This is a genomic window from Burkholderia sp. MS389 (assembly GCF_016899425.1).
Classification (GTDB): domain Bacteria; phylum Pseudomonadota; class Gammaproteobacteria; order Burkholderiales; family Burkholderiaceae; genus Burkholderia; species Burkholderia sola.
In genome coordinates, this window is sequence record NZ_CP045996.1 from 1,110,962 (window position 1) to 1,136,840 (window position 25,879).

The 25,879-nt window shown below is 60.5% G+C and carries 9 protein-coding genes and 2 pseudogenes; 3 read left to right on the plus strand and 8 right to left on the minus strand.

What is annotated here, in order from left to right:
* The first annotated feature begins 26 nt into the window (after positions 1 to 26).
* Positions 27 to 3,644 carry an ATP-binding protein gene (locus tag GJG85_RS34630; RefSeq protein WP_239469023.1) on the plus strand — a complete coding sequence of 1,206 codons (3,618 nt, stop codon included), beginning with the start codon at positions 27 to 29 and terminating at the stop codon, positions 3,642 to 3,644.
* Positions 3,645 to 3,726: 82 nt separating this feature from the next.
* Here the strand turns inward: GJG85_RS34630 and GJG85_RS34635 are convergent, their stop codons facing one another.
* The 5 genes and pseudogenes from GJG85_RS34635 to GJG85_RS34655 form a co-directional block, all read right to left on the minus strand.
* On the minus strand, positions 3,727 to 4,332 hold the full coding sequence (locus GJG85_RS34635; protein ID WP_226233359.1) for a S8 family serine peptidase: 606 nt from the start codon (positions 4,330 to 4,332) through the stop codon (positions 3,727 to 3,729).
* A 210-nt stretch (positions 4,333 to 4,542) separates the two neighbouring features.
* Positions 4,543 to 5,268, minus strand: coding sequence for a response regulator transcription factor (locus tag GJG85_RS34640; protein WP_060314375.1), 726 nt, complete (start codon positions 5,266 to 5,268; stop codon positions 4,543 to 4,545).
* Between the two features lie 444 nt (positions 5,269 to 5,712).
* A complete protein-coding gene (locus tag GJG85_RS34645; protein WP_143328938.1) occupies positions 5,713 to 5,910 on the minus strand; it encodes a hypothetical protein in 198 nt (65 codons plus the stop codon).
* Positions 5,911 to 6,808: 898 nt separating this feature from the next.
* Positions 6,809 to 7,197, minus strand: a pseudogene (locus GJG85_RS34650) (transposase); the annotation flags it as partial.
* A gap of 64 nt (positions 7,198 to 7,261) precedes the next feature.
* Positions 7,262 to 7,495: a tautomerase family protein gene (locus GJG85_RS34655; RefSeq protein WP_050014192.1), complete on the minus strand. Its 234-nt coding sequence runs from the start codon at positions 7,493 to 7,495 to the stop codon at positions 7,262 to 7,264.
* Positions 7,496 to 7,761: 266 nt separating this feature from the next.
* Between GJG85_RS34655 and GJG85_RS34660 the strand changes: the two genes are divergently transcribed.
* Both GJG85_RS34660 and GJG85_RS34665 read left to right on the plus strand, forming a co-directional pair.
* The gene (locus tag GJG85_RS34660) at positions 7,762 to 8,403 is read left to right on the plus strand and encodes a response regulator transcription factor (RefSeq protein ID WP_060733600.1); all 642 of its coding nucleotides are present in this window, start codon (positions 7,762 to 7,764) and stop codon (positions 8,401 to 8,403) included.
* Between the two features lie 204 nt (positions 8,404 to 8,607).
* Positions 8,608 to 11,769: pseudogene (locus tag GJG85_RS34665) on the plus strand (ATP-binding protein); the annotation flags it as partial.
* Between the two features lie 240 nt (positions 11,770 to 12,009).
* Here the strand turns inward: GJG85_RS34665 and GJG85_RS34670 are convergent.
* The 3 genes from GJG85_RS34670 to GJG85_RS34680 form a co-directional block, all read right to left on the minus strand.
* The gene (locus GJG85_RS34670) at positions 12,010 to 12,963 is read right to left on the minus strand and encodes a sulfite exporter TauE/SafE family protein (RefSeq protein ID WP_235356234.1); all 954 of its coding nucleotides are present in this window, start codon (positions 12,961 to 12,963) and stop codon (positions 12,010 to 12,012) included.
* Between the two features lie 91 nt (positions 12,964 to 13,054).
* A complete protein-coding gene (locus GJG85_RS34675; RefSeq protein WP_204384635.1) occupies positions 13,055 to 13,771 on the minus strand; it encodes a DUF2726 domain-containing protein in 717 nt (238 codons plus the stop codon).
* 268 nt (positions 13,772 to 14,039) lie between these two features.
* Positions 14,040 to 25,487 (minus strand): YadA-like family protein, encoded by an 11,448-nt coding sequence (locus GJG85_RS34680; protein ID WP_204384637.1) that lies wholly within the window; start codon positions 25,485 to 25,487, stop codon positions 14,040 to 14,042.
* Positions 25,488 to 25,879 lie beyond the last annotated feature (392 nt).

Genomic DNA, 25,879 nt, shown 5'->3' on the forward strand with positions numbered 1-25,879 from the left:
CCATCCCATCGCACGGTAAGTCAATTTTGAAGAACAGCTTGTGGGTCAGCTCGCGGTTGAGCGTGGCCGTCGTCGTCGCGGTCCTGAGCACGTGCCCGATCGAGCCCGTAACGGTTGCAAATGTCGGAGAATCGACGCTTCGGTCGGCGGTGCCCTGGCCGAAGGAACCGACGGTGCCGATACAAACCCATCGCAGGGTCGAGCACTTGACGCTTACGCCGGAAGACCGTAGCTGGCTGGCCTCGCTTCCCCCGATCAAACTGGGCGTGGACCCGGAATGGGCGCCCATTGCCTACCTTGACGCGAACGATCGCCCGAGCGGCATTGCTGCGGACTATCTGGAACATATCTCGGCATCGCTCGGCATTCGCTTTGCTGTCGTGAAAACGAATTCGTGGGCGGAAACCTTGTCTCGCGCGCAGTCGGGTGAACTGGATGCTGCCGTACCGGTCAATACGCCGGTCGCCCGTGACGGGGTCTTGCTCTATAGCGTCCCGTTCATCACGCTCCCGGACGTGGTCGTGACTCGACCTCACGTGTCGCCGCAAGGCATCGTCGATCTAGCCGGCCGCCGGATAGCGGTCTCGGATCCCAGCGAGCTTCCCGCCACGGTACGGCAACAGATGCGCGACGCGGAAATCGTCATGGCCGCGAGCGCTCATCAAGCGATGAGCGCGGTGGCAGAAGGACGTGCCGATGCCTATGTCGGAAACGCGGCGATCGTCGATTTCAACATCCGGAACTATTTCCCCGGCATTCTCAAGATCGCGTCGCCGGCCGATCTCGACAGCCGGCTGAGTATTGCAGTCAACCGCCGCTACGAACGACTGATTCCCCTGATCAACCGCGCGATTGCAGCTATCCCCAAGAGGGAACAACAACGCATTCGAAGCCGATGGCTGTGGCCTCGATATTTGGCGGGCCTGCCATGGAAAACGTTCGAGCTTGTGTTGCTCGGCACCGCGATCGTATTGGCAACCATTACCACTGCATACGTCCGGCTGCGCCGCGAGGTTCGCCGGCGATTGGCAGTTGAGCGCGAACTGGCCGATCAGCTCAGCTTCCGCGAAGCGCTGATGGAATCCCTTCCATACCCATTGGTCGCGAAAGATAGCGCGAACCGATATATCGCACTCAATCACGCTTATGAAACTGCATTCTCGGTGAAGCGCGACGAGCTGATCGGTAAAACGACGCTCGACGCGTCGCCGCTGGATCCCCAATGGAATCGGAGCATCCACGCGATGAGCGAGCGAGTTCAGGATCAGCAACAACCTCATCACGCCGAGGTCAACCTGATGGATCGCGACCAGAAGCAGCGGTCCTGGCTGTACTGGATGCATCCCTTTCAATTGCCGAGCGGGAAGCCGGGCGGGCTGCTGGTCACGTTGGCGGATGTCACCACGATTCGTGATGCAGAACAGCGTGCACGCGCGCTGGATCAACGATTGAGGCGCGTGACCGCCCATCTTCCGGCGGTCGTCTTCGAATTGCGTCGCACTCCGGATGGCGTGCTCCGTTTTCCTTATGTCGGAGGCAATACCCGCGCCATGTGGGATCTGGATGCGCAAACGATGGAAGACGATGCGCTGGCGGCGCTTTCACGGGTGCATCCCGATGACCGACCTCTCATCAAATCGGCTGTCAGGCATTCCGCACGGACCATGCAGCGGGTTTCCATCGATTTTCGCTGCCGTTCCCAGGGATGCGAGCGCTGGATTCACACGGAAGCGACGCCCCAAACCGAGCATGACGGGACGATATTCTGGAGTGGCGTCTGGTCGGATGTCACTCACATCAAGGCGCAAGCCAGGGAACTGGCCCGTGCGAAAGAAGCGGCCGAATTGGCCGCGGCATCGAAAGCGAGATTTCTCGCCACCATGAGCCACGAGATACGCACACCGATGAACGGGATCATAGGGATGCTCGAGCTGTTGCGACACGAGTCGTTGAGCATCAGGCAGCAGCGCATGCTTCACATGATCGGGGAATCCGCGATGACGTTGATGCAGATTCTCGACGACGTCTTGGACTTCTCGAAGATCGATGCAGGACAGTTGGAAATCGTGACCGAACCGACCGACCTGCGCGCGCTCCTGGACGGCGTCAGTGGGGTAGCCGCCACACTCGCCCACGACAAGGGCCTCGTCGTGCGCAATTTCGTCAGCCACCGACTCGCCGCCGAACTCGAGATAGACGGCCTGCGTCTTCGCCAGATTCTATTCAACCTGATGAGCAACGCAATCAAGTTCACGGAAAGCGGCGAGGTCGGCGTACGCGTCGAGATTATCGACTACCGCAATGCGTGCCAGCGCGTTCGCTTCACGGTACACGACACGGGCATCGGCATCACCCCGGCGCAACTGCAATGTCTGTTCGCGCCTTTCACCCAGGCCGACACGTCGATCTCGCGCCGCTTCGGCGGCACCGGTCTGGGGCTGGCCATCTGCAAGCGACTGGTCGAACTGATGCAGGGCTCCATTCGCATCGAAAGCACGCCGCGTGTCGGTACGCACGTGATCGTCGAATTCGACCTGAACGTCCATCTTGTGGCTCGGTCTACGCCGGTCGCAGGCAAGCAGGCCAGTATCGACTTATCCGACATAGCGCTCGCGGCCGCGCTGCGCGAAGTTCTGATGCCGCTCGGCGTCGTCGTGACCGGCGATACGTCGCGAGCAGACATACGCTTTGTGGACGAATGCCGGCTCTTCGAAATCCGCGACGACGGGCTCGTTATCGGCCTGACCGACGAACCCATCCCGACGGGCTACGAGATCTCGCCCGACGGCACGTGTCGGCTCAGCCACAATCCGTTGACATGCGCCGCGGTCGAGGCATTGTGCCTTCATGCCACTGCCGCACCTCGCTTCGCAGGGACCGATACCCGTCCTCCATCCGTTGAATATCCGTCGTCGGGTATTCGAATCCTCGTCGTGGACGACCATCCGATCAATCGGCTCGTCATCGAGGCGCAACTCGCCCGACTCGGCTATACCGCCATTGCGGTCTCCAACGGCACGGACGCACTGCACGCGCTGGACGATTCCGGTATCGCGCTGGTGCTCAGCGATTGCGCGATGCCGGACATGGATGGTTACGACCTGGCGAGACGCATCCGCTCCCGCGAGCCCCGATCGCGGCGCATCCCCATTCTTGCGTTGACGGCCAATGCATTGCCCGACGAAGCGATTCGGTGCGCCGAAGCCGGCATGGACGGCCTGCTCGTCAAACCCACCACGCTGGCGGCACTGCGCGAGCAGCTCGCGCGTTGGGTGCCGGCGTCGCCTTGCCAGATACAGACGGACGCCATGCGCTGGCTTTCCCCGCCCGTCTCGCCTGAAGAACGCACGCACTTGCCCAAGCTGATCCGGGGATTTCTGGTCGAGACCGCGAAGGATATGGCCTTCCTTCAGGCCGCAATACAAAGCGGCAACGCAGTGGCGGCGGCCGAGCATATCCACCGCATCGCCGGCGCCAGCAAATTGTTCGGCTCGGACGTCCTGGCTGATGCCGGCGAGCGATTATCCGAGCGACTTCGAGAGGATGGCGTGACGGGCCAGGAGGCAGCACTGGCGGCGTTTTTCGCACAAGTCGAGCAGTTGACCACCAGACTCAGCACGTTGATGGCCGCACAGCGTGAATAGTGTGGCCACCCGGCGCGAAAAATCGGATTGTGGCGAGCGCCACCTCTAAAATGAAAGTCAGCCCTTTCATTAGCGGGTCGGGCTATTCCGCTCGGCGGCAGCAGTCGATACAGCAGCCTGCTGCATCGTGTATGCCACCTCTCGGCGAAATCACCCTGCGCGATCGTGTCTCCGGCGCAATTGACGCAAAACGTGCCGTGCGCTTCAAAATGCTCGCGACCTCAGCGGGGGCCAACCAAGGGTTGGTCGTCAACATCAGCGATACCACGCCCGACACCTGGGGTGCCGCGAGACTAGTGCCATGCATATCGCCGTGGGACGCATCGGCCGGTGCTCGCGTACCGGTATGGGAGAGAGTCCCGATGTTCGTCCCCGGTGAGCTCAGCGTCACACGTGAATGCGTATTGCCGCCGAGCACGCGACGACCGGCCTGGTTGCTTTTCGTCACTGAAATCATATCCCGACAACCCGGCGATGCATCGATCTCGCTAACGACATCATTGCTGGCGGCAGCGACAACCGTCACGCCTTGCCCCATGAGATCGTCGATAGCGTCCTGAAATGTCCAACTGCAGGCGTCGACCGATGCGACGCTCAGGTTGACTGCCTTTTCAGGACGTCGATTTTCCAGCGCGCGAGTAACCGGCACCGCCGCCCATCGCGTTCCGTCAACTACATCGTTGTACATGCCCCGTGCCATCACGGTGCCGTAGCGTTGCGTCCCGCCTGACGAGGAAAGTAATACGGCTATCATTACAAAAGCGGGGCATAAGAGCGGGAATTTCCTACGATCTTCAATCACGTCGAGCTCGAAAACGTAATTTAACGGTGGCGCGGGCGGCCCTTTCATTGAAAAGAATTATCTTCATAAAATGACCAAACCGCATCAAAAAATCAGCTAGCCTCGCCAAAGCATATCCCGCACGGCGTCTACCAGATCGACATTGGTCTTCACGCCGAACTTCTTCATTGCGTTTGCTTTTTGCGTACTGATCGTTTTCCGACTTCGACTGAGCTTTTCCGCGATTTCCCCGACTGCCATTCCGCGCGACAGAAGCCGTACCACATCAAGCTCGCGCGGTGACAATAAATTGGTTCGCGCCTGCCTGTCACCACCTCGACCCGAATCGCACAGCATATCTCCCGCAATGTCCGGATCCACATACCTTTTCCCGCGCATGACTTTATCGACGATTTTCGGCAAGGAAAGTGAATCGTCACTCGATTTCACAACGAATGCCGATACGCCCTTTTTCATCACGCGCTGGACGGACAGTCCATCCCTCAACTCGGCCAACAGGATAATCTTCACGTTCGGATGGTTTCTGCGGATGGTTTCAAGCATTCGCATCCCGTCCGGCTCCGGATCGTCGCCAAATGCATAATCGCAAATCAACACATCACATTCGCAAGTGCTCAACATCGAGGCCATGCCGGACAACGTATGCGCCTCGGCGACGATTTGCATACTTTCCACACTCGAGAAAATGTGACGCAGGCCCTGCACTATCATCGGATAGGAGTCTGCGACGACAATATTTATCTTCCGTGTCGAAATAAAATCATCTGCATTCATGCCGGACGAAAACGAACTCGAATAGCTCTCTCGATCAATAAAACTCATCGATGGAAATTCCAAACATGACTATCAAAAAACTGTCGTGGCGACACCTCCGACACGACAGAAGGTATCAAGTCACTGCGACAGTACGCTATCCCAAGCTGGAGATCGTGACACCGACGGTCGCGCGAAATCCAATGCCTGAACAATAGCGCTCGACATCGCCGCAAGGGACTAGAAAATTCTCATCGTCGGCGCGAAAAAAGCATATTCGTCGTGCATCATTGCGAAGACCATGGCGCGCGAAAGGCGCTTAGATGCGTTGGTAACCTACATGCGCAGCCCGTCCGGTATGTGCACGTGGCTCATGCCTGCCGTTCTCAGCGCAGATGGCATGTCGCGCCCGATCGAATGGCATTGTTCGATCACGCGTCATGGGGTGCCCACTGGCGGAACGGCTTCCGGATCGCGAGGATTTCGGCTGGGTCGTGAACGCGTCGCCCACTGTCAATACGGGATCAGGCGCGGGTGGTTGATGGAGTCGAAGTACCACTCGCCCAGTTCGGAGAGGGGCTCTCGACGGCGGGAATGATCCCGTGTCGCTTCCCGCCAGTGCGCGAATTCAGCGTCGGTCATGTCAAGTCCTTCGGCCAAGCGCTCTACCGGCACTCCATGCTCGGCCTTGGCTTGCACGTTCGTGCGCATCGTTCGCACCGAGGTGTGCCCGCCACGGTTGTGAGACTTCGTCACTGCCGTCGGGGCGGCAGCGTTGCGCACCGGGTCACGATGCGATACCTCATGCCGTGACATGGCATGCGAATACGGCCCCAGCGCCACCTCCACCTCTACGTCATCAGCGGCCGATACGCGCGCTGGTACCGATTGCCGCGTCGACACACCCGAGATGGAGCCCCGGTAAACGGTGCCTGGAGATGGATGTGCTGGCCCGTTTTCGAGCACATGTGTCGCAAGGCAGCACGACGCCGCGAACGCAAGGCCAGCGGCAAGCGTCCGCCGCAACGAACGGGACGCAGGACGCTGACGCAGCCATGCAGCGTTGCCGGATCCGAAATCCGCCGCGGACGCTTTTGCTTGCTCACGCGAGATTCCGTGGGAGCACAAGTCGAACACGCGTGGCCCGGGGCCGCCCCTTTTCTCACACATGCTACGGCACCGACCGTACGGCGGTGGCACATCCGAAAAAGGGGGCGTAAGCGGGAGCGCGAAACGACCGGTAATGTCCTGCATATCCGTATGTGAGCGACGATTCTGCCGACACGTGACGCGTCGCCCCTCCGTCAATTTGAATGAAGTGCCGAGTATCGCTGTGGGTTCCGACCGCCGTAAATCAGCCAAGGACGAATCAGCGCAATCCGGCGTCGGCCGATTCCCATCCGCCCCCGACTTGCATCCGCAGCAGCGTACTCAGGCGCAAGCACGATGGTGGCAGCCATCGCGAGCAGGACGCTCCCGGCAGCAGCATCTACGGAGTCGTGGCCGGTGCCTGGAGAATCACCATCGATGTCGGCTCCGCCGCAAGCACGCCAGTCGCTATGCTTGTCCAATGGGGTCGCGATTGATCTGGAATGCTTGTGCAGAACGCGCCCCTGTTAAACGCGATGATGCGTTCGTCTAGGCCGGTGAAGCGGCGCTTATGCTTGGGAATCAGGATCGGCTCGAAGCTGCTGTCGCGATCGCGGGGGACGTCGCCCCGGACCGGGCCGCGATCGGTGATGACCGTTTCGCCGCTGGCGCCGTTGCGCTCGTTGGCCTAACCAGGCGGCTTGGACTGGCCCTGCAGGTAGCCAGATGCAGGTTCATCTCGGCGCCCATCGCGCGCTCGATGACTGTCTTGTTGAACGCCAGCATCAGGTCCGGCACCTCGGCAGGCGTCATCGGCCCCTTGACCAACTGGTTCAGCAGTGGCTTGGCCAATTCAGGCAGCGGCCCCCGGGCCGCTGCCTTGGACGCCACCGTCTGCTTCTTCTTCATTGGCGGCATATCCATGATTTTTACACCTCATGACATGCCCGCCCACGAAATCACGGATAGGTCCTTAGTTAGAGGATTTGGCGCCTCTCATGCGTAGCATGTCGATCGTCTTCAACGTCACCTTGTGGCCTCCCGATGAGTAGAGCCCGTCCGACACTTCCTCCACAATGACGACCGTATGCGGACGAATATACTCTCCCGCTATTGCCGCAATCGCGTCGGTAACACCATCCATCATCTGCTGCGTCTTCTCTTGCGAAAACGCGCCTTTCAGCAGCTTCAAGGTGACAACTGGCATTGCTTTTCTCCCATAGGAATTGCCATCACGGCTTTGGGGCGCCCACATCACGAGGCGGGTACGTCCGGAATAAAGACCTTTCAGAGGAGTGCCGGCGTGGCATGGCGCGATCAAAAAACAATATAAAGTGATGCGCGCACTTTCGAAATCAGACAATTCTGATATTTATGAGAAGCGCACAGGCGTAATCTGGCTTTTTGGTTGGCGCACATCGGCCCCATATCATTTGGCAAACTCGGCCGATACTAATTAGTGGGGAGTCTGGAATGGTATGCCGTGTTGTACTCGCAGACGACCATCCGATCATGCTGCTCGGCTGCCGCGTTCTGATCGAGCAGAACGGCCTCGAGGTCGTGGGGGAGGCTCGCGACTCCAGGGAGTTGATGTCGATCTTGGCACGCGTCGCGTGCGATGTCGTGATTACCGATTTCTCGATGCCTAACGCCGGACGTGTCGACGGATTGCCTATGCTCTCGATCATTCGACGAGAACACGCAGCCTTACCGGTCATCGTGCTCACAAACATGGCAAATGCCGGGCTGTTACGCGCGATGTTGAACGAAGGTGTGCTGGGTATCGTCGAGAAAGGAGCGGAAAGGGCCGAACTGTTCGCCGCCGTCCGCGCCGCCCTGAGAGGGGCAGTCTACATCAGTGCCAAGCTGCAGCTCGAACTATCGAAGCTTGGGCTGACCGAAGCGGAAAGCCGGCGTGCTGCTAATTTGACTCCTCGAGAGCTCGAAGTGTTACGCCTTCTCGGCAGCGGTAAATCACCGGCTGAAGTCAGCCAGGTTCTCCATCGGACAATCAAAACGGTCAGCTGGGCCAAGATATCGGCAAAGCGCAAGCTTGGCCTCAAAAGCGATGCGGAACTCTACGAGTACGTCGCCAATCTCGGGCTCAACGGTTGACACTACCCTCCTCGCTGCGAGCGCCATTGGACGTCACGGTTCTCCCGGCTCAGGATCCATGCCCCAAAGCGATGAGGTACACGGCGCGTTGAAACGCCGTATACGGCGCGCGTTGCAACGTACTCCACATAATCCGTTATTTTGAAGAATACCTTTTGGATAAGTGCCCGGTCGAGCAGTCTCATTGCCATAGTCGTCCTGACTATGAGTCTGATCGATTCGGCAACGGTTGAAAATATCGAAGCATCAGCGCTTCGGTTGACGCTACCTTCGCCGACAAACCCGGTGTCGCCGCCGCAGATTCCTGACGAGGCCCACGGTTTGGCGCTCACGGCAGATGAGCGACGCTGGCTGGCTTCGCTGCCTCCGATCAAACTTGGCATTGACCCTGACTGGGCACCGATCGCCTACATTGATGCCAATGGTCGCCCGAGTGGCATCGTCGCCGACTATCTGGCGTATATCTCGAAATCCCTTGGCATCCGCTTCGCACTGGTGAAAACGAAGTCGTGGGCAGAGACCTTGTCCCTGGCGCGATCAGGTGAAGTGGATGCCGCCGCGCCTGTCAATGCACCGACGGGGCACGGCGACGACTTGCTCTACAGCACCCCGTTTATTACCCTTCCCGACGTCATCGTTACCCGTCCCCACGCGCTGCCGCAAGGCATCGTCGATCTCGCTGGCCGTCGAATCGTTATTTCGGATCCAAGCGAGCTTCCCGCTCAGGTATTGCGCCAACTGCCAGACGCCGATATTGCCGTGGCCGCGAACGCCTATCACGCGATGCAAGAGGTAGCGGAGGGGCGCGCCGACGCGTATCTCGGAAACGCAGCGATCGTCGATTTCAACATCAGGAGCTACTTTCCGGGTGCTCTCAAGATTGCATCACCTGCCAATATCGAGAGTCGGTTGACCATTTCAATAAACCGCCGCTATGAGAGACTGGTACCTATAATTAATCATGCGATCGCCGCGATGCCAAAAATGGAGCAGCAACGGATTCGAAGCCGTTGGCTTTGGCCTCGCTATTCAGTCGGACTGCCATGGAGGACCTTCGAGCTTACGTTACTAGGCGCTGCGATCATATTGGCGATCATTATCATCGCGTACATCCGGCTTCGTCACGAAGTCCGTCAGCGGCTGGCGGTCGAGCATGAGCTGGCAGACCAGCTTAGCTTTCGTGAAGCGCTAATGGAGTCACTACCGTATCCGCTGGCCGCCAAAGATAGTGCGAACCGATATATCGCGCTCAACCATGCCTATGAAACCGCATTCTCGGTGAAGCGCGAGGACTTGATTGGTCGAACAACGCTGGAAGCTTTACCGGTGGAGCCCGCATGGAGTATGCAAATCCACACGATGAGCGAGCAAGTCCAGGATCAAAATCGAGCCCATCATGCCGAGGTCAACCTGATGGACGGCGACCATAAGCTGCGATCCTGGTTGTACTGGATGCATCCGTTTCAATTACCAAGCGGAAAACCAGGCGGCCTTCTCGTGACGTTGGTCGATGTGACGACCATTCGCGACGCAGAACAACGTGCGCGTGCTCTGGATCAACGTTTAAGACGCGTGACTTCTCATCTTCCGGTGGTCGTCTTCGAACTTCGTCGTACACCGGATGGTGCGCTAAGGTTTCCTTATGTAGGTGGTAATACGCGTGCCATGTGGGATCTGGATGCGCCGACGATGGAAGCCGATGCGCTTGCGGCGCTCTCGCGGGTTCACCCCGACGACAGGTCTCTCATTAAAACCGCCGTCGAGTACTCGGCGCTTACCATGACGCCGATCTCCATCGATTTTCGATGTGTGTCACATGGCCGCGAGCGATGGATCCACACCGAAGCGACGCCGCAAACGGAGCCAGACGGCATGATGTTCTGGAGCGGAGTCTGGTCGGACGTCACTCACGCGAAGGCGCAGGGGGAAGAGCTCGCCCGCGCGAAAGAAGCGGCTGAAATAGCGGCAGCGTCAAAGTCGCGTTTTCTCGCCACCATGAGCCACGAGATCCGCACGCCGATGAACGGGATCATAGGGATGTTGGAACTGTTGCACCACGAATCGTTGAACACAAAGCAGCAACGGATGCTTCACATGATCGGGGAATCTGCGATGACGTTGATGCAGATTCTCGACGACGTTCTCGATTTCTCAAAGATAGATGCCGGACACTTGGAGATCGTGACGGAGCCGACTGATCTACGGGCGCTCGTGGACGGCGTCAGCGCCATAGCCTCTACGTTGGCTCACGATAAGGGTCTTATCGTTCGTAATTCCGTCAGTAACCAACTTGCCGCCGAATTGAAAGTCGACGGCCTGCGGCTTCGCCAGATTCTCATCAATCTGATAAGCAACGCGATCAAGTTCACGGAAAACGGCGAGGTCGGCATCAGCATCTCGGTCTTCGACCAACGGCAGGCATGCCAACGTGTGCAGTTCACGGTACATGATACGGGCATCGGCATCGCGCCCGCGCAACTGCAATGCCTGTTTGCGCCTTTCACGCAGGCCGACACTTCGATCGTACGCCGCTTCGGCGGCACTGGATTGGGTTTGGCCATTTGCAAACGCTTGGTCGAGCTGATGCATGGATCCATTCACATTGAGAGCACGCCGGGTTTCGGCACTCGAGTCACGGTTGAACTGGACCTGGACGTACAGCTGCAGATCCGTTCCACGCCGCTAGCGGGAAAACATGCACATATCGCGTCGTCCGACCCGGCGCTAGCCGCATCGTTACGCGAACTCTTGACACCGCTAGGTATCATCCCTGCGGGAGCCGCCTCACAGGCCGACATACACTTTGTCGACGAAAGTCGACTCGAGGCAATCGATAACGACAAGCCAGCTATCGGACTAACGGCCGACCCGATTCCAACGGGCTACGAGATCTCGGCTGACGGCACGTGTCGGCTCAGCCACAATCCGTTGATGTACTCCGCGGTCGAAGCACTTTGTCTACACGTCGCCGGTGCAACTCGATCCGCCGCGACCGATATCCGGCATCTGCAGGTCGAATATCAAACGTCGGGAATTCAAGTTCTTGTCGTCGACGACCATCCGGTCAATCGCCTGGTCATCAAGGCGCAACTTGAACGACTCGGTTATACCGCTGTTGCGGTATCCAACGGCATGGACGCACTCCGAGTACTGGACGATTCCGACTTCGCATTGATACTCACCGATTGCGCGATGCCGGAGATGGACGGCTATGAATTGACGAAACGCATCCGCTCCCGGGAACATCGATCACGGGATACCCCCATTGTTGCCTTGACTGCAAGCGCGTTGCCCGATGAAGCAATCCGATGCGCGGAAGCCGGCATGGACGGCCTGCTCGTCAAACCGACAACCTTGGCCGTGCTGCGTGACAAACTCGCGCATTGGATTGGAATTTCGCCTTGCTCGACCCGGACAGACTCGACGAGCAGTCTGGCCCGGAATTTCTCGCCCGAAGAAGGCGCATACCCGCCGATATTGATTCAAGGGTTCGTGACAGAGACCTTGAAGGATATTGCTTTCCTTCAGGCAGCAGTAGCCGACAAAAACGCGGTAGCCGCCGCCGACCGCATCCATCGGATAGCTGGCGCAAGCAAATTGTTCGGCTCAGGTGCTTTGGGGGATTACGGGGAAAAACTGGCCGGCCAACTTCGGCTGGGTGACCTCTCGGGTCACGAGGCGGCACTGGCGATCTTTTGCACCAAAGTCGAACAACTCATCACACGGCTTAACAAGGCACGCACCCGTGGCGAGTGATCCGCCATGTCGAAACACGCCGGATTTCCAGATCATTTGCGCCGCTGCGACGAGCACGAACAGCAGGACGACCTTCCTGAAAATTTCAGGGGACATCTTGTCCCGCAGCGGACGAACCAGCCACATGCCGGCAATCGCTGGCAGCGTGGCGGCCGCCGAGATCGCGAGATCCGCACCGCTCGCCTGCGCCGCGCCGCTGAACGTAGTGAGCAGCGTGACGACCGAAACCACGAGGATGATCGCGATCTGCTTCGTAAACGCCCGGCCGCTCGCGCCGGACGAAATCAGGTAAGTGGCCAGCAACGGGCCGGGAACCGATGCAATGCTCTCCGTCACTGCCGCACCGAAGCCGAGCGCGAAACCAACAGGTTGGCGCCACGCGGGTGCCAAATTGAACTTCGGTGCCGCGAGCATCAGTGTCGCGACCACAATCAGTACTGCGCCAGAGGCTGCCTGTGCGTGACCCGAGTTCAGCGAAAGCAGGATCGCCACGCCGACGATATTACCTAACACCGTCCCCGCGATCGGCGCGGCGATCTTCCGCGCCGTCGCAAGCACCTGGCCACCTTCGAGCGCCTGCGGAATGTTGCCGAGAATGATCGGCATGGACAGCAGCAATACTGCATCCCGAATCGGCATGAACTGGCTGACGATCGGCATCGCGATCAGCGGCACGCCGATGCCGGTAATGCCCTTGGCCATTCCGCCCAGTACAAGCGCAACAACGATCCCGATTAGGTCGAATGTCGGAAGCACCTGCAGGCTGGAAGCCAGCACCCCTTCTGCCACATTGAATTGCATCATTGAATGACGTGTCTCGGCATATCTGTCAGCAGTCGATGTCGATCGCGCCTGTAGGGATCAACCACGCCCCAAGTTGCCATGAAATAACCGGTTAATTCCGCCGTCCAAATGAGCGAGCCGCGCACGACTCAAAATCTCGCCTCAGCACGGTCAAATCAGTCTTGACGCTCCAATACCGCATCACGCGCAATCCGATGGCCCGCGCAACATCATCTTCCAACAAATCATCTCGTCGGGTATATTGCCACGCATTCGACCTATCATCCAACTCAATAGCATACAACAAACCACCATCGCTCCCACGAACCGCGAAATCGAAAACCTTTTTATTATATGATTTTATATCCGATTTATCATTATGCTCAACATCAACGAGCTCTTTCAAAGCAACTTGCTTGAAAATGTCCGCCTCCGGCAATGCAGTGCACAATCGATCATAAAACTCTGACTCCTGCGCAGCGGTAAGTGTCCGATGTCCATGAGGAGCTGCCCCCGCGAGCAAAGGTTTCGGCTCGCTTTTTATCATTGGACCGCGCCTCGCGGTGAGCTTATCCGTGCAGTCAGGATGACTTCCGACGTCAGGCACTGCCGTTCCGGCCGCTCGTCCACGCTCCACAAGCAACTCGCCCTCGAACTGCGCACGCCCCGGCTCGAGCGGCTCAACTCCCTTCGCAAGACTTTGACGCTCGGCCCCCGAACCACTTTCCGATTGCCGCCTATATTTTCGCGAACGCCTTACCCCGTTCACGCCAAGAGCGACAAAAGCCGTACCGACAATCTCAAGAAAAACCAGCAACAGAACCATCATGGTTTTAATTATATTTGGAAAACATGAATTTTCTTTAACGCTCTAAAATCGATCAAGTCTCCCGTGACAATCCGCAACACCTCGCCACCCAATCATCTTAATTAGATTATTCCAGTTGCAAAATCGATGACCACCTTTCCGTTCATGCGGACGCGGTTCACCGGGATGACGGCCCCGAAGCGCGGCAGCTGGGCGTATTAAAAAAAGACCCGCGCGAGGCGGGTCCGGAAATACGGGAGCGGGTTGCCCCGCTCCGCCAGTCAGGCAGTTACCACTGATACGATGCCCCCAGGCCGACAGTGTTACCACCGCTCGACAAGCCCACACCGGCCTTCATCTTCAGGTTCTTGTTGATGCGGGCCTCCCCGCCGAACGCGACCGCCTGATAGCCCTTGTAGCTCGCACTGCCGATACCGAACGACAGCGTCTTGCCAGGGTCGACACCCGGGATCATCGTCAACGCCGTTGCCGCCGCGATACCCGAATAGGCATTGCGCGATACGCCGTTGATCTGACCTTGCAGCCCGCCAACCGCCCGGTCGAGCTGCCCCTTGGTCGCCGCATCCGACGCATTCACGCCATCCGCGATATTGACGATCCGGCGCTTGCCCTGGTCGGAGCCGTCACCGAACGAGACCGTGTTGTCCTCGTTCGCGACGGAGCCTGCACCAATCGCAACGCTGTTGTCGCCGCGGGCCTTCGCACCCTGACCGATCGCCGTGCTGTTCTCGCCGCGAGCCGACGCGTCCTGGCCGATCACGGTGCTATTGGCCGCGTGCGCATCAGCACCTGCGCCAATCGCCGTGCCGCCCGCGGCGCGCACCGTCGCGTTCGCGCCGACTGCCGTGGCGTTGCCAGCGTCGTCGTTGATCGTCGAGCCCGACCCCATCGCGACGTTGTCGCTGCCGTTGCCGGATTGGGCCGCCGTCACCGCCTGGCCTGCTTCGCCCGAACCGCTGATCAGGTCGTTGCCGACCGTACGGCGCGAGTCACCGCCCGAACCGCCGGTGGTTTCAATCTTGCTGACGCGATCGTCCATCGTGCCCAAGCGGTTTTCGAAGTCGTCTTTCAGCGACGACAACTGGCCGTAGTTCACTGCGTCGTACTGGCTCTTGCCGTCTGCAACGTTGGTCAGCATCACCGGCGCCGCCGCAGGGCCGCCCAGCGTCACCGAACCGTAGTTCGGGTTGCCGTGCGAGTCGACGTCGTAGCGCACCGCCAGCGAATCGGTGGCGCCATACGCCGCAGCCGCCTGCACCGCCTGCGAGACGGTCGCATACTTGTGACCGCCCACTTCGATCGAAGTGACGGCAACCTGTCCGTTTTCATCGACGGTCGTGTCGCCTCCGATCGCATTCGCGACGCTTGTGGCTGTGCCGTGCAGTTGCGAGCCGTTCACCGCATCGGTGCTCGTCGCGCTTACCGCGCCGGTTGCCACATTGTGCAGGCCAACAGGTGCACCGGCATCCCCGAGCGTGACCGACGCATGATTCGCCGAGCCGTCTTCATTGCGATCGTAGCGCACCGATGCGATCGCGTGCCCGGTTTCCGGATCGATCAGACCGCTGTTCTCGATCGTATCCTTCAGGGTCGAGATGTCGCCCGTGTTGGCCGTCACCCGCCCGTCGAGGTTGTCGATCGCCGCACCGACACTGTTCACCGTCGTCGTGCCGCCCGCGAGCGAGTAGCTCGGCGCGGAGATCGTGCCGTCGGCGCCTGCCTGCGAGCCGCCGCCGAGCGCAGTGGCCATGCTCTGCGACGCACCATACAGTTGCGAGCCGTTCACCGCTTCCATGCTCGTCGCATTCACGGCGCCGGCAGCAACGTTCTTCAGCGTCGAGCCTTTCTCGCCAGCCAGCGTGACCGTGCTCTTCGCCGCATCGTCGTACGCCACCGCGTTCGGATCCGTACCGCTACCGCCGCCGCTTGCCGCTGCTGCCGCGATCGCGTCGCCGACGTTACCGTAGGTCTTGTCGCCGACGTGATACTTCGGCGCCGTCACGCTGCCATCGGCGCCGATGCCGGCACCGCCGCCCAGCGCGGTCGTTACGCCGCTCAGCTGCGCGACGTTCACCGCGTCGGTGCCTTGCGTACCCGCCGCAACATTCACGATCTGGCGCTCGCTTCCAGCGCTACCCACCGAAACGGTATTGGCTCGCGTCGCCTTGGCGCCTGCGCCCAGCGCCACGGCACCGTTCGCCGCGCCTTCCACGCTCGTATTGGCACCCAGCGCCATCGCATTGGTCACGTTCGGTGCAACGCTCGCACCCGTACCCAGCGCAATGCCGTTGATCGCGCCTACTGCGGCTTCCGCTGCATTGCCGATCGCGATCGAGCTTTCACCGATCGCCTTGATGCCGTTATTGCCGACCGCGACCGCGTTCTCGCCGTTTGCCTTCGCGTTCGAGCCGATCGCCAGCGCTCCCGCGCCATTGGTCGTCACCTTCGAACCGATGGCCACCGAGTACGCCTGGTCCGCGCCCGTTTGCGCCATATTGCCGATCGCAACCGATTCGTCCGACAGCGCCCCGGTATTCAGGCCGAGCGCGATCGCGTTCGCCCCTGCCGCATGAGCCTCCACGCCGATCGCGGCGGCCGTCGTGGTATCCGGATCGCCCCCGCTGATACTCGCCGAGTTCGTCCCCCCCATACCGTCGACCACGACCAGGGAATTCGGCTCGTCCGAATCCGCAAGCGCGTTGACCCGAGACAACAGGTGCGACTGCTCAGCTGCGACACGGGATTTCAGTTTGCCCAGCGCCTCGAACAACTGCGATCCATTGATCGCATCCGTACTCCTGGCGGTGACGTCCCCCGCTTTCACGTGGACGATCTTGCGTTCGGTCCCGTCATCACCAACGGACACCGTCATCGCTTCGTTCGCGACGGAATTGGCACCCAGCGCAACCGATCCGCTCGCCAGCGCACGCGCACCGGTACCCAGCGCCAATGTATTCGAACCGCCTGCCAGGGCCTTTGAACCGATCGCAACAGACTGAGCGCCGGTGGCGGTCGCCGGTGCGCCGCTGGCCCGGACCTTGATGTACTTCAGATCGATGTTGCCTTCAGCCAGCTCGCGCTTCACATCGGACAACCCGGTGTTCAGCTGACCCAGGTTCACCGCGTCAGTATCATCCACGCCTGCTGCGACGTTCTTCAACGCCACCGGATCTTTTGCACCCGCACCGCCAAGCGTCACCGAGCCACGATCTGCCGTGCCGTCCTCCTTACGGTCATACGTCACCGCCGCGATCACCTTGCCCGTGTCCTTGTCCACCAGACCGGATTCGGCAATATCGTCTTGCAGCTTCTCGACGTTCGTCGCGTTCGTCGTCACACGGCCGTCAAGGTTCGACACCGCGTCGCCAACGTTATGCGCGGTCGTCTTGCCGCCGTCCAGCGTGTACGCCGGGGCCGTCAGCTTGCCTGCGGCGTCCACCGTCGAACCGCCGCCCAGCGCGCTCGCCACGCTCTGCGACGTGCCGTACAGCTGCGAGCCGTTCACCGCTTCCATGCTCGTTGCATTCACGGCGCCCGCTGCAACGTTCTTCAGCGCCGTGCCTTGCTCGCCAGCCAGCGTGACCGTGCTCTTCGCCGCATCGTCATATGCAACCGCGTTCGGGTCCGTACTGCTACCCATTTCGGCTGCGGCAACGATCGCATCACCCACGTTACCGTAGGTCTTATCGCCGACGTGGTAGTTGGGTGCCGTCACCTTGCCCGCCGCGTCTACCGTCGAACCGCCACCCAGCGCGCTTGCCACGCTCTGCGACGTGCCGTACAACTGCGAACCGTTCACCGCTTCCATGCTCGTGGCGTTTACCGCACCGGCCGCGACGTTCTTCAACGCCACCGGATCTTTTGCACCCGCACCGCCCAGCGTCACCGAGCCACGATCTGCCGTGCCGTCCTCCTTACGGTCGTACGTCACCGCTGCGATCACCTTGCCCGTGTCCTTGTCGATCAGACCGGATTCGGCAATATCGTCTTGCAGCTTCTCGACGTTCGTCGCGTTCGTCGTCACACGGCCGTCCAGGTTCGACACCGCGTCGCCAACGTTGTGCGCGGTCGTCTTGCCGCCGTCCAGCGTATACGCCGGTGCCGTCAACTTGCCTGCCGCGTCCACCGTCGAACCGCCCCCCAGTGCGCTTGCCACGCTCTGCGACGTGCCGTACAGCTGCGAGCCGTTCACCGCTTCCATGCTCGTCGCATTCACCGCGCCGGCCGCAACGTTCTTCAGCGTCGTGCCTTGCTCGCCAGCCAGCGTGACCGTGCTCTTCGCCGCATCGTCATATGCAACCGCGTTCGGATCCTTGCTGCTACCAATCTCAACCGCGGCCGTAATCGCATCACCCACGTTACCGTAGGTCTTGTCGCCGACGTGGTACTTCGGCGCAGTCACGCTGCCATCGGCACCGATGCCCGCGCCACCGCCGAGTGCGGTCGTTACGCCGCTCAGTTGCGCCACGTTCACCGCGTCGGTGCCTTGCGTACCCGCCGCAACGTTCACGATCTGGCGCTCGCTTCCCGTGTTACCCACCGAAATGGTATTGGCTCGCGTCGCCTTCGCTCCTGCGCCCAGCGCCACGGCACCATTCGCCTTGTCGTCCACGCTCGTATTGGCACCCAGCGCCATCGCATTGGTCACGTTCGGCGCAACGCTCGCACCCGTACCCAGCGCAATGCCATTGGTCGCCCCTACTGCGGCTTCTGCTGCATTGCCGATCGCGATCGAGCTTTCACCGATCGCCTTGATGCCGTTATTGCCGACCGCGACCGCGTTCTCGCCGTTTGCCTTCGCGTTCGAGCCGATCGCCAGCGCTCCCGCGCCATTGGTCGTCACCCATGAACCGATGGCCACCGAGTACGATTGATCCGAGCCTGTTTGCGCCATATTGCCGATCGCAACCGATTCGTTCGACAGCGCCCCGGTGTTCAGGCCGAGCGCAATCGCGTTCGCCCCGGCCGCATGCGCGTCTACACCGATCGCGGCGGCTGTCGTGCTTTCCGGATCGCCCGTCGCGATGCTCGCGGTGTTGAACCGACTACCGTCCGAACCCATACCATCGATCGTGACGAAGCTCGAGCCTTTACCACCACCGCCGCCGCTGGCTGCCGCGGCCGCAATCGCGTCACTGACGTTACCGTAGGTCTTGCTGCCGACGCGGATCGTCGGCGCCGTCACCTTGCCGGCCGCGTCCACCGTCGAACCACCGCCCAGCGCGCTCGCCACACTCTGCGACGTACCGTACAGCTGCGAACCGTTCATCGCTTCCATGCTCGTCGCATTCACCGCACCGGCTGCAACGTTCTTCAACGTCGCGCCTTTCTCGCCGGACAGCGTGACCGCGGTCTTGGCTGCATCGTCGTACAAGACCGCATTTGAATCCGTACCGCCGCCCCCGCTCGCTGCCGCGGCTGCGAGCGCGTCACCGACGTTACCGTAGGTCTTTTCGCCGATGCGATACTTCGGTGCCGTCACGCTGCCATCCGCGCCGATGCCCGCACCACCGCCCAGCGCCGTGGTAACGCCTTTCACCTGGCCCACGTTCGCCGCATCGGTGTCGCCGATGCCCATCGCAACGTTCTTCAACGCCACCGGGGCCTTTGCGTCCGCGCCGCCAAGGGTCACCGAACCGCGATCCGCCGTGCCGTCTGTCTTGCGGTCGTAAGTCAGCGCCGCAATCGCCTTGCCCGTGTCCTTGTCCACCAGACCGGATTCGGCAATATCGCCTTGCAATTTCTCGAGGTTCGTCGCGTTCGTCGTCACACGGACGTCCAGGTTCGACACCGCGTCGCCAACGTTTTTCGCCTTGGTCTTGCCGCCGTCCAGCGTGTACGTCGGCGCCGTCACCGTACCGCCCGCGTCCACAGTCGAATCACCGCCCAGCGCACTCGCCACACTCTGCGACGCGCCGTACAGCTGCGAGCCGTTCACCGCATCCGTGCTCGTCTTGGCCACCGCGCCATCTGCAACGTTCTTCAACGCAACCGGCGCTGCCACGTCCGCGCCGCCCAGCGTCACCGAGTTGCCATGCGCCGTGCCGTCGTTACGGTCGTACGTCACCGCCGCAAGCACCTTGCCCGTGTTCTTGTCCACCAGACCCGAATCAGCAAAATCGCCTTGCAGTTTCTCTACGTTTGTCGTGTTCGTCGTCACACGGCCGTCGAGATTCGACACGGCTTCGCCAACGTTTTTCGCACTGGTCTTGTCGCCGTCCAGCTTATACGTCGGCGCCGTCACCTTACCGGTTTCGTCTACCTTCGACTCACCACCCAGCGCGCTCGCCACACTTTGCGCGGCGCCATACAGCTGCGAACCGTTCACCGCTTCCGTGCTATCCGCATTCACCGCGCCCGCTGCAACTTTCTTCAGCGTCGTGCCTTTCTCGCCAGACAGCGTGACTGCGCTCTTGGCTGCATCGTCGTACACAACCGCATTCGAATCCGTACCACCGCCACCGCTTGCTGCCGCGGCTGCAAGCGCGTCACCCACATTAGCGTAGGTCTTGTCACCGATGTGATACGTCGGTGCCTTCACGCTGCCGTCGGCGCCGATACCCGCATCACCACCCAATGCCGTGGTGATGCCCTTCATCTGGCCTACGTTCACTGCGTCGGTATCCGAAATCCCGCCTGCAACGTTCTTCAACGCCACCGGCGCTACTGCGCCGGCACCGCCAAGCGTCAACGAACCGCGATCCGTCGTGCCGTCTGCCTTGCGGTCGTACGTCAGCGCCGCGATCGCCTTGCCCGTGTCCTTGTCGATCAAACCGGACTCGGCAATATCGCCTTGCAGTTTCTCAACGTTCGTCGCGTTCGTCGTCACGCGGCCGTCCAAATTCGACATCGCGTCGCCAACGTTGTGTGCGGTGGTCTTGCCGCCGTTCAGCGTGTACGTCGGCGCCGTCAGCTTGCCTGCTGCATCCACCGTCGAACCGCCGCCCAGCACACTCGCCACGCTTTGCGCGGCGCCATACAGCTGCGAACCGTTCACCGCGTCCGTGCTATCCGCATTCACAGCGCCAGCTGCAACGTTCTTCAGCGTCGTGCCTTGCTCGCCAGACAGCGTGATCGCGCCTTTGGCCTTGTCGTCGTACGAAACTGCATTCGGATTCGTACCGCCACCGCCACCGCTTTCCGCCGCAGCCGTGATCGCGTCACCGACGTTACCGTAGGTTTTGTCGCCGACGTGATACTTCGGTGCCGTCACGCTGCCATCGGCGCCGATGCCGGCACCGCCACCCAGCACCGTCGTTACGCCACTGAGCTGCGTCACGTTCACCGCGTCGGTGCCTTGCGTACCCGCCGCGACGTTCACGATCTGGCGCTCGCTTCCGGCATTACCCACCGAAACGGTATTGGCGCGCGTCGCCTTGGAACCGGTACCCAGTGCGACCGCACTATTCGCGCCTTTTTCGACGCTGGCATTTGCGCCCAGCGCCATCGAGTCGGCCACGTTGCGTGCAACACTCGCGGACGCGCCCAGCGCAATGCCATTGGTCGCACCTGCTGCGGAGCTGGCCTTGTTACCGAGCGCAATGGAATTCGTGCCGATTGCCGCCACGCCGTTATTGCCGAGCGCGATCGCGTTGTCACCGTTTGCCCGCGCCTGCGAACCCACGGCAAGGGCGCTTTCCCCGTTGGTCGTCACATTCGACCCGATGGCCACCGAATTGGCTTGGCCGGCACCCGTTTGGGCCATGTTACCGATGGCCACTGCGCCATCCGAGTACGCGTAGCTACGCACGCCGAGGGCGACCGCATTCGCGCCTGAGGCAATGGAACCTACACCGATCGCGGCGGCAGTGTCGCTCGCCGGATCGCCGCCGACGATGTTCGCGGTATTTTCCTGACTACCGTCCGCTCCCGCACCGGCAACTTGCAGGAATTTCGATGGGTCGACCGATGCCAAGTCTGTCTTGGCTGCAAGGACGTTAGCCGTCAGCGAGCCATGTCGCGACCTGAGTTCCGACGAGAGCTTGTCGGTCCGGTCGGTCATCTTTTCGACCGCTTCGGTCAGTTGATTCACGTTGACTGCGTCGGTATCTTCCGTACCATCGGCCACATTCGAAATGCGACGTTCGCGACCGACGTCGCCAACCGATACCTGGTTCGCCTCCGTAGCAACCGAATTGAAGCCGATCGCAACCGAGTTGAGTCCATTCGCACGTGAACCCGTACCCAAGGCCAGCGAGCCATTTCCGGTCGCGTTTGCTCCCGAGCCGATCGCGACGGTATTGGTTCCCATGGCATTTGCGGCTTGCCCCGTTGCCTTGACCTTGATGTAGCGCATCGACAGGCTGCCGTCCGAGAGCGAATCGCGAATCGACTTCGTTGCATCCGACAATTGGCCGACGTTCACTGCGTCTGCATCGTCAACGCCCGCTGCAACGTTCTTCAACGTCGTGCCTTTCTCGCCAGCCAGCGTAATCGCGCCTTTGGTCTTGTCGTCGTATGAGACCGCGTTCGGATTCGCGCCGCCACCGCCGCCGGTTTCCGCCGCAGCCGTAATCGCGTCACCGACGTTACCGTAGGTCTTGTCACCGACGTGGTACTTCGGTGCCGTCACGTTGCCATCGGCGCCGATGCCCGCACCACCGCCCAGTACCGTGGTAATGCCTTTCAATTGATTCACGTTCACTGCATCGGTGTCAGTCGTACCGACTGCAACGTTCTTCAAGGCCACCGGCGCTGCCGCGCCCGCACCGCCGAGCGTCACCGAGCCGCGATCCGCCGTGCCGTCTTCCTTGCGGTCGTACGTCAGCGCCGCAATTGCCTTGCCCGTGTCCTTGTCCACCAGACCGGAACCGGCAATATCGCCTTGCAGTTTCTCGACGTTCGTCGCGTTCGTCGTCACGCGGCCGTCCAGGTTCGAGAATGCGTCGCCAACGTTGTGCGCGGTGGTCTTGCCGCCGTCCAGCGTATACGCCGGTGCCGTCAACTTGCCTGCTGCGTCGACCGTCGAACCGCCGCCCAGCGCGCTTGCCACGCTCTGCGACGCGCCGTACAGCTGCGAACCATTCACCGCTTCCATGCTCGTCGCGTTCACCGCGCCGGCCGCGACGTTCTTCAGCGTCGTGCCTTTCTCGCCAGCCAGCGTGATAGCCCCTTTGGTCTTGTCGTCATATGAGACCGCGTTCGGATCCGTACCGCTACCGCCGCCGGTTTCCGCCGCAGCCGTGATCGCGTCACCCACGTTACCGTAGGTCTTGTCACCGACGTGGTACTTCGGCGCCGTCACGCTGCCATTGGCGTCGATGCCTGCACCGCCACCCAGCGCCGTAGTAACGCCTTTCAACTGGCTCACGTTCGCTGCGTCAGTGTCAGCCGTACCGACTGCAACGTTCTTCAACGCCACCGGCGCTGCTGCGCCCGCACCGCCCAGCGTCACCGAGCCGCGATCTGCCGTGCCGTCTGCCTTGCGGTCGTACGTCACCGCCGCGATTACGTGATTCTTGTCCTTGTCCCACAGACCGGATTCGGCAAGATTGTCTTGCAGTTTCTCGACGTTCGTCGCGTTCGTCGTCACACGACCGTCCAAATTCGACACCGCGTCGCCAACGTTGTGTGCGGTGGTCTTGCCGCCGTCCAACGTGTACGCCGGTGCCGTGTGCTTGCCTGCTGCGTCCACTGTCGAACCGCCACCCAGCGCGCTTGCCACGCTCTGCGACGTGCCGTACAGCTGCGAGCCGTTCACCGCTTCCGTGCTCGCAGCATTCACGGCGCCCGCTGCAACGTTCTTCAGCGTCGTGCCTTTCTCGCCAGCCAGCGTGATCGCGCTCTTCGTCGCATCGTCGTATGCAACCGCGTTCGGATCCGTACCGCCGCCGGTTTCCGCCGCAGCCGTGATCGCGTCGCCAACGTTACCGTAGGTCTTGTCGCCGACCTGGTATTTCGGTGCCGTCACGCTGCCATCGGCGCCAATTCCTGCACCACCGCCCAGCGCCGTCGCTACGCCCTTCAACTGCGTCACGTTCACGACGTCGGTGTCCTGCGTACCCGCTGCAACGTTCACGATCTGACGCTGGGATTTGGCGTTCCCTACCGAGACCGTATTGGCTCGATCGGCTGCCGAGCCGGTGCCAAGCGCCACCGCCCACGTAGCATTCGCACCTACACTGGCTTGGTGCCCTAACGCGACCCCATTACCTGGGCTGGACTGAGCATCGGGTCCAATGGCAACAGAAACCCCTTGCGCCTGCGCGCCTGCTCCGATTGCTATTGCACGCATATAGCCGCCTTGCGAGCCATCGACCGCGCGTGCATCCTGGCCAATCGCAATAGCACCCGAATACCCCGACCGACCGGCTGCTGCGTTATCGCCAATAGCAATCACGCCCGTTCCCGCGCCCGCAGTATCCGCCTTCGCACCCACGCCCACCGCGACATTTTTACTGGTTGCGTACGCATCCTTCCCCATCGTGACCCAACCGGCATCGAGCCGGTCACTACTAGCTTTCGCAACCGCGGCATTCATCTGGTCCGACGTCACCGCCGCAGTCACTTTGCCAGTTTTCGCGTCCAGCAGGCCAGTATCAGCAAAGTTGCCTTGAAGTTTCTCGACGTTCGTCGCGTTCGTCGTCACGCGGCCGTCGAGGTTCGACAGTGCGTCGCCAACGTTTTGAACAATGGTCTTGCCGCGGTCCAGCGTGTATGCCGGTGCCGTCACACTGCCATCAGCCCCGATACCCGCCCCGCCGCCCAGCGCCGTGGCAATGCCTTTCAGCTGAGCCACATTCGTTGCGTCGGTGTCGGCCGTACCAGCCGCCATGTTTGTAATTTGACGTTGAATATTTTTGCTGCCGATCGACACTGAGTTCTCGCGAAGTGCTTTGGAGTCTGTACCCAACGCAACGGAGTTATGGGCATCCGCATAGGTGTACGATCCGATTGCCGACGTGGAATCACCCTTCGCCCACGAGTTCGCCCCGAGCGCAACCGCTCCTACGCCCTTAGCTTGCGCACGCGCTCCAAGTGCCGTTGCCGAGGCGACCTGCCACTCGTCCTCTTTGCGTGTAATACCCCCGCCTTCGGCATGCGAGGCCCAACCTACGGCGACGTCCTGACGATTAATCGCCTCGGGAGGAAAATTGAGATCTTCATATATCGAATTTGAGCGAATCGGAATGCCAGCAATCGAATCTTTTAGCTGCTTCACGGTCACTGCGTCGTCATCCGCAACTCCGGCCGCGAGAGATGTGATCTTCGAATTTGAAACATTAACGTCACTCGCCGATGACAATGTCACTTTTTGGCCGTAAATGCTCGTTCCATCGGCATCAAGCACAAACCGGCTTTTCCCTTGCTCCGCCCCACCTCCAAAAAATAAACCTGCCGACTTGTTCCCAGCCCACACACCTCCTCCGCTCAAACCATTTTCACTGGTCATAACGGAAAAAGTGGTTCCGGAGACATTGGTCAACCCGGCATCCCACGCTGCGCAATTTCGAAATTTCTCGTCTGATCCATTGGCGCACTTTTTGTTATCGCCACTTTCCCATCCAAAATACGGACCGCCCTCATTTGCGGCTGCGTAAGCATGACCCGTGGCCCCGGCCATCACAACTCCCATAGCAGCGGCTGCGAACATTACAGGAGTCTTGCGTAAAATAGCCCTCGACGATGCCCCACCGGCATACGATTTCGCTACCTCAGAGGCGGCCGTCCATGTACCGCTGGATGCATTCCAAACCACCTTGTACGACTTATTCATATAACACTCTCTATCTCAACACAAAATAGCGTCCATCCATCAGTGGATGGACCATTGCTATCGAACGAACAGCCGACCGAAATCTCGCGCCACATCGATTCGGGTAATGGCCATGAGACCCGCCGGGCTTCATGCGCGCACCCATTGCTTTACGCTCATGGACGCAATGACGATCCGACTCCAAAGTCCATCGAATTATCGGCTTCACCCGGTGCCATGAAATATAGGAAGCGACGCAAAAAAGTCGCCCGATGTCCTATTTTTCGACGAAAACATAGGCCATTTCCTATTCGAGCACTGGGGGACCATCTAAAGACGAATCGATTTAATTACAAAATCGAATTTATATTGGAAACGATTATCGGCAGGTGAAAATAACGCGCGCCTTCAAG